Source organism: Acinetobacter sp. RF14B, assembly GCF_006864105.1.
In the GTDB taxonomy this organism is placed as follows: domain Bacteria; phylum Pseudomonadota; class Gammaproteobacteria; order Pseudomonadales; family Moraxellaceae; genus Acinetobacter; species Acinetobacter lwoffii_C.
This window is the reverse complement of the sequence record NZ_SMTB01000008.1, coordinates 14,410-26,966: the sequence shown is the minus strand read 5'-3', so window position 1 is coordinate 26,966 and position 12,557 is coordinate 14,410. Positions and strand designations below refer to the sequence as shown.

Below are 12,557 nucleotides of genomic sequence, written 5' to 3'. Positions count from 1 at the left end.
TGTCTTAGGCCTGATTCAACAGAATCACAGCACCAGTCACCAAAAGGTTAACCAACGCCAATGGCAAGCAAATTTTCCAACCAAAGTTCATCACTTGGTCATAACGTGGACGCATCAAAGAGCCACGTGCCAATACGAACATCATGACAAAGAAAGCAGTCTTGATAATGAACCAGAATGCCGGTGGCAAGAAATCCAGACCGAACGGCGCTAACCAGCCACCAAAGAATAAGGTTACGATTAATGCTGAGATCAATACCACGTTAACGTATTCCGCAACGAAGAACATGCCCCATTTCATCCCGCCGTATTCTACGTGATAACCTTCGGCCAGTTCCTGTTCTGCTTCCGGCTGGTCAAATGGATGACGGTGAGTTACCGCTACCCCTGCGACCACAAAGATCAGGAAGCCCAGGAACTGAGGAATAACAAACCAGACGTCTTTTTGTGCTTCTACGATTTCACGCATGTTGAATGAGCCGGCAATTGCCACTACACCCATCAGCGAGATGCCGAGGAACACTTCATAAGAAATCGTTTGTGCTGCTGAACGCAGACCACCTAGCAGTGCATATTTGTTGTTAGATGACCAGCCACCAAACAGCACTGCGTAGACTGCAATCCCTGCCATCGCCATAAAGAACAGCAGACCGATGCTCATATCTGCCACACCCAAATACGGTGAAACAGGAATGACCATGAATGACAGCACCGCTGTTGCCATCGCAACGCCTGGTGCCATACGGAATGTCAATTTATCAGCAAATTTTGGTGTCCAGTCTTCCTTGAACATGATTTTCAGCATGTCGGCAACAATCTGGAACATACCGCCCGGACCTACACGGTTCGGACCGTAACGGTCTTGCCACAAGCCGAGTAAACGACGCTCAATGAAAGACATCAACGCTGCAACCAATACCACAACAAGTAAGATTACGATCGCTTGAAGTACTGAATAGGCGATTGGCCAGTTTTCAGCCCACAGCGGCGTTTGACGGATTAATTCTTGTTCCATGAATTACACTCCTACCGCGACTGAAACAGGCTCTGCAAGAGATACCGTCGGTGCAAGACCGATTGGGTAGCCAATACAACCTGTTGGTAAGTATTCAATCACTTGAACTGGAAGAACGATCGAGTTATCCCCTGCTTTCACAGTAATTTTCTGACCATCCTGAACATTCAAGCGCGCTGCATCCTGTTCACCGACGGCAAAAACCGCTTCAGGAATACGTGATTCCATCGCCGGTGTTTTCACGGTAAATTCGCCGGAAGCAAAAATGTGATGCATCGGAACCAGACGGAAGCTGCCAGCATTCGCAACCACTGGGGCTGGTGCAACAAAAGTACGTGCTGGACGTTTTGGTAGACGATCAAACAGACGAACGCCTGAATCACCACCTTTCAGATGGCCACCCACGTTGTCCTGGAACTTGTTCCACGCTTGTGGAGAGTTCCAGCCTGCCGACCATGCGAACGGTACCAGCGCAGATGGTGTCTGGTCACCGACATAACCTTCCATTGAGAAAGTTAAGGCAGAATCTTTGTCCACGGGCTGTTTAGGCTCGTGTACAGATAATGGCGCACGCATCGAAGTACGACCTGAATAACGGCGTGGTTCACGTGCCACTTTCAGACCATGTACACGGAAGCCCGCATCAGGTGCCACATCCAAAATACCTTCTAAAGCAGGTACGTTTTTCGCTACAGACTCGATCACATCATCCAGCAAGGTCCATGAAATGGCTTTACCTTTCACGCCCGTTTCAATCGCATGTAACCAGCGCCAAGATTCCTTGATCGCCAATTCCGGATTGTAATAGCTTGGGTCATATACCTGATAGAAACGCTGTGCGCGGCCTTCCTGAGAAACCACTGTACCATCGCCTTCAGCAAAGCTTGCAGCAGACAGTACAATGTTGGCTTTCTTCACCGTTTCTGTTTCTGAATGATCAAGCACAATCACTTCTTTGCCAGCAAGTGCAGCGTCGACTTGGGTCTGCGGTAAACGACGGTAAAGGTCATTTTCAACAATCACGACTGTGTCGAAGTCTTGGGCAAAAGCTTGTTCCAGACTGTTACCACCCAGAATTGCAAGCCCCATTGAGTTCACTTCTGGAACAGTCAAGGTTAAGCCTGCATTACCCAGATTTTGTGCTACTTGTGCAGCCGCTTCCATAATGGCAGCGTCTTGCAAGCTGGTACCAGAGACAATCAATGGTTTTTTCGCAGCTTTCAGGGTATCAGCAATGGTTTGGGCAAATGCTTTAGCAGCATCGTCCAGACCTGTGATGACTTCACCTTTTACACCCGCAGCAATTGCAAAGCCTAAACGTGCAATATCGTTTGGAGACGCAACCACTTCACCTTCGGCAACGTCAGACAAACGGGTCTGTGTTGCAGCCAGAATGTAAATCGGAGATTTCGCATCTTGAGCAATACGCTGTACCGGTTCAGCCAGCCACTCTTGAGTACGACGCTCTGCCGCCATCTCTTTGCCTTTATTTTTCGCAGCCTGGCGAACAGATAAAGCCATACGTGGTGCAGTTTGAGTTAAATCTTCACCTAGAATTAACACCGCATCGTAGCTTTCGATTTCACGCATCGTTGGGTTATAAACACCCTCGGTTTGCATGATTGAAGCTGCCAGTTCAACCAGATTCTGCTCTTTTTGAGACAGACCTGTTGAATAGTTCTCTTGACCGACCAGCTCACGAAGTGCGAAGTTCGATTCAAGTGATGCACGCGGCGAACCAATACCCAGAACTTTTTTACCCTGAATATTTGCAATCACCGTGTCTAGTGCGGTATCGACTGAAACAGTTTCTACATTGTTGCCGGTACGGAATTGCGGTTGACGTGGGCGATCAGCACGGTTCACATAACCGGTACCGAAACGGCCTTTATCGCATAGGAAGTATTGGTTCACTTCACCGTTGAAACGGTTTTCAACGCGACGAAGTTCGCCATAACGTTCACCCGGAGAAATGTTACAACCTGAAGAACAGCCTTGGCATACGCTAGGCGCATACTGCATGTCCCATTTACGGTTATATCGTGCAGAGTGGGTTTTGTCAGTGAATACCCCTGTAGGACACACTTCAGTCAGGTTACCCGAGAATTCAGATTCCAAAGTCCCTGATTCCGGACGACCGAAATACACACGTGATGCGTTGGCATATACGCCAAAGTCTGTACCGCCGGCATAATCTTTGTAATAACGCACACAACGGTAACATGCGATACAACGGTTCATCTCATGGGCAATAAACGAACCCAGTTCCTGGTTGTAATGCGTACGTTTAGTGAAACGGTAGCGACGACGGTCATGCTGCGTCATCACTGTCATATCTTGCAGGTGACAGTGCCCCCCCTCTTCACAGACCGGACAGTCATGCGGGTGGTTGGTCATCAAGAATTCAACAACAGAAGCACGGAAATCTACTGCTTCTTTGTCTTCAACCGAGATGTAGGTATTGTCAGCAGCCGGTGTCATACATGACATGACCAAACGACCACGCGTATCTTCTGGATTCGCGTATTGGGTCACAGCACATTGACGGCAAGAACCGACAGAACCTAAGGATGGATGCCAACAAAAGTATGGGATGTCGATGCCGAGACTCAAACATGCTTGCAGCAAGTTTTCCGAGCCGTTGACTTCATACGATTTTCCATCGACATGAATTGTAGCCATAGTCGAATTCCTTAAGCTTGTTCTACGTTGCGGGTTTGAGCGGCAGCATTTACTACTTTTGCTTCAAACTCGCCACGGAAATGTTTGAGTGCGCCCATTAATGGTTCCATCGCACCTGGTGCGTGAGCACAGAAAGTTTTACCAATCCAAAGCTTGCGGGTCAGTTCCTGCAAGTGATCGATATCTTCTTTTTTACCTGTACCATCTTCAAGTGCTTTCAGCGCTTTCACCGCCCAAGGCAAGCCATCACGGCAAGGCGTACACCAGCCACATGATTCACGGGCAAAGAACTCTTCCAGGTTACGTGTTGCTGAAACCATACATTGCGTTTCATCCACCACCATCAATAAACAGGTTCCTAAACGTGAGCCTGCTTTCATGATGCTTTCTGCATCCATCGGAAGGTCGATATGCTCTGCGGCCAGGAAGTCAGTCGAGGCACCGCCCGGCAACCATGCTTTTAGCTTTAAGCCATCACGCATACCACCGGCATGTTCTTCAATCACTTCACGAGCCGTGGTACCAAATGGAAGCTCCCATAAGCCAGGGAATTTCACCTTACCAGATGCACCATAGATTTTAGTGCCTGGATCTTTGGATTTACCCGCAGACAGACCAATATACCATTCAGGGCCACGCAGCATAATTGCCGGCAAGTTGTTGTAGGTCTCGACGTTGTTGACAATCGTCGGACGACCCCAAGCCCCTGCAACTTGCGGGAATGGTGGTTTGGTACGCGGGTTGGCACGGCGGCCTTCCAGCGAGTTAATCAGTGCTGTTTCTTCACCACAGATATAACGGCCTGCACCGGTATGCACGTGCAACTCAAAGTTCCAGCCAGAATCCAGGATATTTTCACCCAGATAACCTTTGGCACGGATTTGTGCAATCGCGTCGTTCAGGTATTTTGCCGCTTCGATATATTCGCCACGGATAAAGATATAACCATGAGTCGCTTCGAGGGTATAGCCGGCAATCAGCATACCTTCAATCAGCTGGTGAGGAAGATCTTCCATCAACAGACGGTCTTTGAAGGTACCTGGTTCCATTTCATCGGCATTACAAATCAGATAACGAGGACCTGAATTGTCATTTGGTGCCATCAGCGACCATTTGATGCCTGCCGGGAAACCTGCACCACCACGGCCCTTTACTGTTGCCGCTTTAATGACTTCCAGCACTTCTTTCGGCTGCATGCCAATGGCTTTTTTAAAGCCGGCATAACCCTCTAGGGCTTCGTAATCATCGGCATTACGAACGTGCTCTTGTTTACTCAAACGCCAGGTCAATGGATGCGTTTCTGGGTTACCGTCACCATAAATTGGTTTTGGTTCAGTATTCATACATACTTCTCCAGCAACTGTTTAACCGAAGTCACTTCAACTAAACCGTGCGTATCTTCATCAATCATTAAGGTTGGGCCCTTGTCACAGTTACCCAGACAGCAAATTGGTAGCAAGGTAAAACGGCCATCAGCAGTCGTCTGACCAAACTGGATACCCAGTTCACGCTGGAAAGCTTCTGCCAAAGTTTCCGCACCCATCAAGAAACACGCAATCGAGTCACACAGTAAAATTACGTGACGACCCACGGGCTGGCGATAAATACGGTTATAGAAAGTCGCTACACCTTCCAAATCCGCAACACTCATGCTGAGCATTTGCGCGATAGCATTCATCTGCGCATCATCTACCCAGCCATTACGGCGTTGTACACACTTCAGCGCATCAAGACACGCTGCACGTGGATATGGATAGTGGCCCATGTGCTGTTCGATTTCGTGGATTTCTTCCTTCGTTAAAATCCCTTCAACATTCACACGTGGCTTTCTATCAGTCAAAATCATCATAATGCGTTACCCCTTAGCGATCCACGTCAGCCATTACGACGTCAATTGTCGCTAAATAAATGATTAAGTCAGATACAAGACTGCCGTTAATCACAGAAGGCATTTGCTGTAAGTGCGTGAAAGTCGGTGTACGGATACGGGTACGATAACTCATGGTTGACTTGTCTGAAGTCAGGTAGTAGTTCGATGCCCCTTTCACCACTTCGGCCATTACAGATGCTTCACCAGCAGGCATTACAGGACCCCATGACACGCTTAAGAAGTGCGTAATCAAGGTTTCAATATCTTGCAATGTCTTGTCTTTTGGTGGTGGCACTGCCAATGGATGGTCTGCTTTATAAGCACCAGATGGCATGTTATCCAGGCACTGACGAATGATTTTCAGTGATTCTTCGATTTCACGGAAATGAACCAGCACACGTGCATAGGCATCACCTTCATACTCTAAAGGCACTTCAAAGTCGTAGTTTTCATAACCGCTATATGGACGGTATTTACGTACGTCGAAATCAATGCCTGTGGCACGCAGACCAGTACCTGTTACACCCCAAGCCAGCGCAGATTTTGCATCGTATTGCGCCACACCCTGGGTACGGCCCATGAATACCGAGTTGCGTAAAGCAGCTTTGTAGTATTCATTCATACGTTTTGGCATCCAGTCGAGTAATTCTCGAACCAGTTTATCCCAGCCATTTGGCAGGTCGTGTGCAGTACCACCAATCCGGAACCATGCCGGATGCATACGGTAACCGGTAATCGCTTCCACGATGTCATAGACTTTTTGACGGTCAGCGAACATATAGAATACAGGTGTCATACCACCGGCATCCTGAATCGCAGTACCAATGAACAGCAAGTGGTTATTGATACGGAACAGTTCTGACATCATGACACGAATACATTGCGCGCGGTCAGGGACAGTAATGCCCGCCATTTGCTCCACACCCATCACATAAGGCATGTTTTGCGCACAACCACCCAGGTAGTCGACACGGTCAGTATAGGGAATGAAGGAATGCCAGGTTTGACGTTCAGCCATCTTCTCCACACCACGGTGGTGATAACCGATATCAGGCACACAGTCCTTCACTTCCTCACCATCCAGCTGCAAGATCACACGGAAGGCACCGTGCGCAGATGGGTGGTTTGGACCCAGGTTCAGGAACATGAAGTCTTCATCGGCATTACCGCGCTTCAGACCCCAGTCCTCAGGGACGAAACGTAAATGTTCCTGTTCAAAATCCTGCTTGGCCTTATCCTGAATATACGGCGTATATTCAGTTGCACGTGCAGAATACTCTTTACGTAACGGATGACCTTCCCAGTAGGTTGGCAACAAGATACGACGGAGCATTGGATGCCCTTCGAAATTGATACCAAACATGTCATAAGCTTCACGCTCATACCAGTTCGCATTCGGCCAGATATTCGTTGCGGTCGGCATATTCAGATCGCTGTCGCTTAAGGCCACTTTAATACGAATGTCACAGTTACGCTCTAACGACAATAAGTGATAGAACACTGTGAATTCTGATGCAGGCAAACCGTCACGATGGGTACGCAAGCGCTCATCTACTGCAGACAAGTCAAATAGCATCACATAAGGACGTGGCACGGTACGCAAGAACATTAAAACTTCTTGTACACGTGCGCGCTCAACCCAAACTGTCGGGAAATCCTCGAAAGTCGTTTGCACAAAGAAGTTCTCACCAAATTTGGTTTTGAGCTCTTCAATGATGGCAAATGCTGGGCGTGAATCAACTGCTGTTGATTCTGGCATAGCAATGTCAGTTTCAGCCATTGGCTTGGCTTCCTATTTAATACAAATTCAGTCAACCTAAACGACGACTACACCCAGAGCGGGTGCAACAGATCATCTGTCGTTTAAATTATTTAATTTCATCCATAGAGCGTAAATTTTTCACAGCAACACGCTGATCTTTCTTACGGTCACGTTCCGGCATCATCTTTGGCTTATACACTGGCTTAAGATCATCACCGATCACCGCAGAAAGCGGACGACGCTCTAGTTGAATTTGGTCTTGCAACAGCATGAGTGCCTGAATCAGGGCTTCAGGACGTGGCGGGCAACCTGGGATATACACATCGACAGGAATGATTTTATCAACACCCTGTACAACTGAATAAATATCGTACATACCACCTGAGTTTGCACACGCACCCATTGAAATTACCCACTTTGGTTCAAGCATCTGCTCGTACAGACGTTGAATCACCGGAGCCATTTTCACGAAGCATGTACCAGCGACGATCATCAAGTCGGCCTGACGTGGTGAAGCACGGATGACCTCGGCACCAAAGCGTGACAAGTCATGTACACCGGTCAAGGTCGTTGCATACTCTACATAGCAGCAAGACGTACCAAAGTTAAACGGCCAAACTGAGTTCTTGCGTCCCCAGTTTACTGCTGTGTGTATTACATCCTCTAGACGAGTCATGAATACGTTTTTATTCACTTCTTCTTCTAAAAGCGGGTCTTCTACCAAGATACGCTCTTGAAGTGGATATTGATCAGCATTCGGATTCGCACGGGTTAATGTGTATTTCATCCCGAGTTACTCCTTATCAGATGATTGAGCTTGTGACTTTTTCACAAGACCAGATGATTGAGCTGGGATTTGGCCAGTTGGGTCCATAACCAATTCTTCAACTGAGTTGAAGCGCGTAATTTCCGCAAGATCCATATTTGGCGAACCAATTTTAGGTTTAATCCCGGCTGCTTTACGTTTGTCTGAAGGTGCCCAGTTCAGTGCGCCTGTCGATAATTCGTAAACCAAGCCAACGAGTAAAACTAAAATAAATATAGCTGCGGCTACAAAACCAACCCAACCTACTTCACGAACAGAAGCTGCCCATGCGTACAGGTAAAGGGCTTCCAAGTCAAACACGACGAAGAAAATTGCAACCAGATAGAATTTTGCGGACAAGCGGATACGGGCTCCACCTGCTCCAACTACGCCTGACTCAAACTGCTCCTGCTTGGCACGGCCCCATGATTTACCCCCGAGGAGTAATGGGACAGTGAGCATAAAGACGCACAAAAATGTAACACCGATCACGAAGGCAATAATTGCCCATTCGTATGGAGTAATGGCATTCATGCGGGGATAACTCCTGGCAGGCCTATTTATTAACAAAGAATGTATGTATTGGCCTTCAAATACACCAAACACAAAATTAATCCCGCCAATTGTACCTGATTTTGGATTTCACTTGCTAGCTTCTCGCCCTTAGTCTTTGGGATGATTTTTTAGGCATTTCAGTATTTAATTGGGCGTGAGTGCACTCAAAGCTGCACTAATTGCTTTATTTAGTTGATTTTCGACCTTCAATTATTTTAACAAGCCTGTAAAAATCCAGTTTTCAGTCCTGACAGGCTATTTCAACTTGAATCCATCAAGTCAGGAAAGTTTCTATTTAGGTCTTAAATCGAATTAACTAAAACAAAATGAGTGTGCCACAGCAAAAAGTAACTTTAAACACCACTTGCGTCGTTTAAATTTTCAGCGAAAAATATAAAATCAGGCAATTTAAACCCTGTTCCGGCCGCACCACCCCATCAAGCAATTGTATTTTTTTGCAACACATTCAACAGATTGATTCAGATTATGTTATTTGTATTTCTAGGCCTGATAATCATATAAATAAAGCAACTAAAGGAGTCCAGTATGTCTCTACATTTTACGCATAAACCTAATTATTTTTTATTTGCCCAACTTTTGATTCGACATATCGAAACTTATATTCATAAACACCCTGATGCGAGCAATGCTATTTTTGACTTGCGCGAAATTCACGACCTGTTCCAAGCCGATCAGGCCTCTTCGAGCATCAACCTGGAAGGCATTTTAAATATTGTTGATGAATATAAAGTGGAAACCATTTCTGGCGACCAAAAACTGATCCAGAATTACAGTATAGATGCCAAATACAATAAGCTGATGATTGATTTTAATGCAGAACCCTTAGATAGCCTGCGTGATGGCAAACCACTAATTGAACCAGACGTCACCGTACAGGAATAAACTCTTGTGGCATAAAACAAAAAACGATACTGATTTCAGTATCGTTTTTTATATCAGGTGACTTAAACACAGATTTTAGGCTGAACGCTCGCTGCTGGCTTCTTCAACATGTTCCAGCATTTTCGGTCTGGATTTCTTACTATAACGATGGGCCGGCCAGGTCATAATAAAGCGCGCGCCACCCAGTTTCGGACTCTGATCAACCTCAATGCTTCCTCCGAACCAGTAAGCAATCCGACTAACAATAGAAAGTCCCAAACCATACCCCCCTGAAGCCCGGCTACGACTATCATCTAAACGGGCAAAAGCCTCAAAGATACGGGCGCGATCTATTTCCGGAATCCCCGGACCATCATCTTCTATACAGATATAGGCTTGTCCTTCAGCATCCAGCCCACCACTTAGCAAAATTCTACTATCGCAATAACGTACGGCATTCCCTACCAAATTTTGAATCACCCGATGCAAATAGCGCCGCTCCGCCTCCACCACTATGTCATCAGGCATTGCTTGCAGCTCAATAACTTTTCCGGTCTTCAGAGCTTCAGTTTCCACAGCAACCTGATTTAACACTTCATACAGATCTACATGTTCAAACTCAATCGAAGGCATGCCCTGCTCAAGCTTGGCATAGGTCATAATCTCATCAATCAGGGTATTTAGCGCCTCAATATCTTTATCGATCTGTTCGACCCGCTGTAGACGGTAATCGTAGTCATCTTCATCTGCCATCATTTCTACCGCAAAACGAATCCGTGCAACAGGCGTACGCAGCTCATGCGACACGGCACGCATCAGCTCACGCTGCGCTTCAATAAGACGCTGAATATGATCTGACATATTGTTATAGCTGGATGCCAGAGTCGCCATTTCATCATTTCCCTCAATCGGAAGACGGAGCGACATATTTCCGCTCTTCATCTTGTTCAGGGCATAATTGACTTCGCGCAGTTTACGCTGCATCGGCACCAGCAAACCATACACCCCCAGACTTAAGACAAACAAGCTGAGCAAGGTGATGCCCGCCGCCAGCTGAAATGGCATCCAGTTAAAGAGTGGCACTGGCCCCATAACCAGTACTTCCGAGGTCGAACCTGGAATGGGTGACACAATGGAAATAGTGGTGCCACGAATCGAGGCACTATCACGATACAGAATAATACTGTGATCCAGGCGTAAACGTCCGATCTGTTCGGAGTCCAGCGGCAGCGCCTGTACGGTCTCTATTGAAATCGGGTAGGAGAAATATGACTGAATACGTTCAAGATATTCTTTTTCCTGGCCCGGATAGTACACGAGATAATCCAGAATAAAGACCGGCAAAGCCTTCATCTGACGTTCGGTAATATTGTCCGCCTTGATATAAAGATAATGCTCCGGGTCATCTTGCAGCGCTACAACAATATAGGCCACGCTGGTTTTGGCATCCCAGCGCACAACGGCCTTGCGCTCAGCCAGTCGTCGGGCTTCGGCGCGGGTAACATCAACTTTACTGGCTTCGATATAGTAAATCGGGAGTTCTAATAAATCCGAGGCATCGGAAATCCAATCCATCTTCTGCTGAAAGTTGGGCTGACGCGCAACCCCCTCACTGATGATATAAGCCATACCATCAGTCAGGGATTCACGATATTCCTGCGCACGCTGATAGTTAATAATCTGTACCAGCAGGTAGCCAAATATCGCCACCAATACAACAAGGACGACCAATCCTGCGTAAATACGCAAAAATATACTGTGTTTAAACACTTATATTTATCCTGCTTTTCAGGCAACCAACCGTCTGATCCTACATTCCGTTGGTTTCTTTGACGAATAGATAACCTTTACTACGTACTGTTTTAATACGTTTCGGATTCTCTGGATCATCACCAATTTTTGGACGAATGCGCGAGATACGCACATCAATTGAGCGGTCCTGACCATCATATTCAATGCCGCGCAAGCGTTCGAAAATATCTTCACGAGACAGAATACGCCCCGCATTTGAGGCAAGCAGCCACAACAGATCATATTCAGCACTGGTAAAATCAACCAGCTCGCCATTTAAGGTCACTGAACGCCCACCATTGTCGATGACCAGGTCATCAAACTCAATACGCTGTGCCACTTCATCTTCCGGCACCTTGTCGGTACGGCGTAGCAAAGCACGAATACGCGCTAAAAGTACACGTGGCTGTACCGGTTTAGCCACATAGTCGTCTGCCCCCATTTCCAGACCCAATACCTGATCCATATCTTCTGTGCGTGCGGTCAGCATTAAAATCGGCTGATGATAATGTGGACGCACTTCACGACAAATGGTCAAACCATCTGCACCCGGCAACATCACATCGAGGACAACCATATCAGGCTGCTCGGCAATAATACGATGAATTGCACGATTACCGTCCGGCTCAACTCCAACTTCCAGCCCGTTACGGATTAGATATTCTTGAGTTAAACGTGCAAGACGCTCATCATCTTCAACAATTAAAATCTTGGGTAACTTTTCTTCTTGGCTCATGTCTTGCCTCTTTATTTAATGGACGTATGCTATGGCGTATCCTTTTGAAATCCAATAGATACGATTTTAATATGCTTGCAATATACACACGTTTACATTGTAAACAATATCCTGTTCACCAAACTGATACATCAAAATAGCATTTTGTAATACTTATCAGGCGCCTTTTCAGACAAACGCGCTTTTCTCAAGAGTTCAGCCATCCTCTCACCTTTACAATAAAAATTACATGAATAAAATGTGACTGCTTGAGTCAAGGCTTTTTAGTTATCCACAAGGTTATCTATAAGCACTTGAGGCCAGCTTTGTTATGCTATGCCTTACCGGACAAGGCTTATACAAAAATCAATAAAAATAGGGATTTTTTTACAAAAGTTCGAGATAAAACTTCAGAAAAATATTTAGCAAAATGTCAATATTGATCTACCCTGATTTTTCCCGTATCTTGTGTCCAATTAA

General features: G+C 46.4%; 10 protein-coding genes. 1 reads left to right on the top strand and 9 read right to left on the bottom strand.

Annotated elements, in window-relative coordinates:
• Nucleotides 1-4: 4 nt before the first annotated feature.
• The 7 genes from nuoH to ndhC all read right to left on the bottom strand — a co-directional run bounded on the left by nuoH (nucleotide 5) and on the right by ndhC (nucleotide 8,668).
• Nucleotides 5-1,015 (bottom strand): NADH-quinone oxidoreductase subunit NuoH, encoded by a 1,011-nt coding sequence (gene nuoH / locus E2K52_RS02565; protein WP_151203440.1) that lies wholly within the window; start codon nucleotides 1,013-1,015, stop codon nucleotides 5-7.
• A gap of 3 nt (nucleotides 1,016-1,018) precedes the next feature.
• Complete coding sequence (gene nuoG / locus E2K52_RS02560; protein WP_151203439.1) at nucleotides 1,019-3,697, bottom strand: NADH-quinone oxidoreductase subunit NuoG; 2,679 nt, start codon at nucleotides 3,695-3,697, stop codon at nucleotides 1,019-1,021.
• An 11-nt stretch (nucleotides 3,698-3,708) separates the two neighbouring features.
• Entirely contained in the window at nucleotides 3,709-5,040 is a 1,332-nt protein-coding gene (gene nuoF / locus E2K52_RS02555) for an NADH-quinone oxidoreductase subunit NuoF (protein ID WP_151203438.1), read from the bottom strand.
• Nucleotides 5,037-5,546, bottom strand: coding sequence for an NADH-quinone oxidoreductase subunit NuoE (gene nuoE / locus E2K52_RS02550; RefSeq protein ID WP_151203437.1), 510 nt, complete (start codon nucleotides 5,544-5,546; stop codon nucleotides 5,037-5,039). The genes nuoF and nuoE overlap by 4 nt, the downstream gene beginning before the upstream one ends.
• Nucleotides 5,547-5,559: 13 nt before the next feature.
• The gene (gene nuoC, locus E2K52_RS02545) at nucleotides 5,560-7,347 is read right to left on the bottom strand and encodes an NADH-quinone oxidoreductase subunit C/D (protein WP_151203436.1); all 1,788 of its coding nucleotides are present in this window, start codon (nucleotides 7,345-7,347) and stop codon (nucleotides 5,560-5,562) included.
• Between the two features lie 88 nt (nucleotides 7,348-7,435).
• Nucleotides 7,436-8,116, bottom strand: coding sequence for a NuoB/complex I 20 kDa subunit family protein (locus E2K52_RS02540; RefSeq protein ID WP_151203435.1), 681 nt, complete (start codon nucleotides 8,114-8,116; stop codon nucleotides 7,436-7,438).
• 6 nt (nucleotides 8,117-8,122) lie between these two features.
• Nucleotides 8,123-8,668: an NADH-quinone oxidoreductase subunit A gene (gene ndhC, locus E2K52_RS02535; RefSeq protein WP_151203434.1), complete on the bottom strand. Its 546-nt coding sequence runs from the start codon at nucleotides 8,666-8,668 to the stop codon at nucleotides 8,123-8,125.
• A gap of 567 nt (nucleotides 8,669-9,235) precedes the next feature.
• Between ndhC and E2K52_RS02530 the strand changes: the two genes are divergently transcribed.
• Entirely contained in the window at nucleotides 9,236-9,592 is a 357-nt protein-coding gene (locus tag E2K52_RS02530; protein ID WP_151203433.1) for a hypothetical protein, read from the top strand.
• A 75-nt stretch (nucleotides 9,593-9,667) separates the two neighbouring features.
• Here E2K52_RS02530 and bfmS read toward each other — a convergent pair whose 3' ends face one another.
• Together bfmS and bfmR are read right to left on the bottom strand one after the other, a co-directional pair.
• Entirely contained in the window at nucleotides 9,668-11,341 is a 1,674-nt protein-coding gene (gene bfmS, locus E2K52_RS02525; RefSeq protein ID WP_151203432.1) for a sensor histidine kinase BfmS, read from the bottom strand.
• 40 nt (nucleotides 11,342-11,381) lie between these two features.
• Complete coding sequence (bfmR, locus tag E2K52_RS02520) at nucleotides 11,382-12,098, bottom strand: response regulator transcription factor BfmR (protein WP_151203431.1); 717 nt, start codon at nucleotides 12,096-12,098, stop codon at nucleotides 11,382-11,384.
• Nucleotides 12,099-12,557 lie beyond the last annotated feature (459 nt).

What these genes read in the sequence shown, in the direction of transcription:
- E2K52_RS02530 (WP_151203433.1), top strand. Translation starts at nt 9,236, where the DNA reads ATGTCTCTACATTTTACGCATAAACCTAATTATTTTTTATTTGCCCAA.
- nuoG (WP_151203439.1), bottom strand. Translation starts at nt 3,697, where the DNA reads ATGGCTACAATTCATGTCGATGGAAAATCGTATGAAGTCAACGGCTCG.
- nuoF (WP_151203438.1), bottom strand. Translation starts at nt 5,040, where the DNA reads ATGAATACTGAACCAAAACCAATTTATGGTGACGGTAACCCAGAAACG.
- bfmR (WP_151203431.1), bottom strand. Translation starts at nt 12,098, where the DNA reads ATGAGCCAAGAAGAAAAGTTACCCAAGATTTTAATTGTTGAAGATGAT.
- nuoC (WP_151203436.1), bottom strand. Translation starts at nt 7,347, where the DNA reads ATGGCTGAAACTGACATTGCTATGCCAGAATCAACAGCAGTTGATTCA.
- nuoE (WP_151203437.1), bottom strand. Translation starts at nt 5,546, where the DNA reads ATGATGATTTTGACTGATAGAAAGCCACGTGTGAATGTTGAAGGGATT.
- nuoH (WP_151203440.1), bottom strand. Translation starts at nt 1,015, where the DNA reads ATGGAACAAGAATTAATCCGTCAAACGCCGCTGTGGGCTGAAAACTGG.
- ndhC (WP_151203434.1), bottom strand. Translation starts at nt 8,668, where the DNA reads ATGAATGCCATTACTCCATACGAATGGGCAATTATTGCCTTCGTGATC.
- E2K52_RS02540 (WP_151203435.1), bottom strand. Translation starts at nt 8,116, where the DNA reads ATGAAATACACATTAACCCGTGCGAATCCGAATGCTGATCAATATCCA.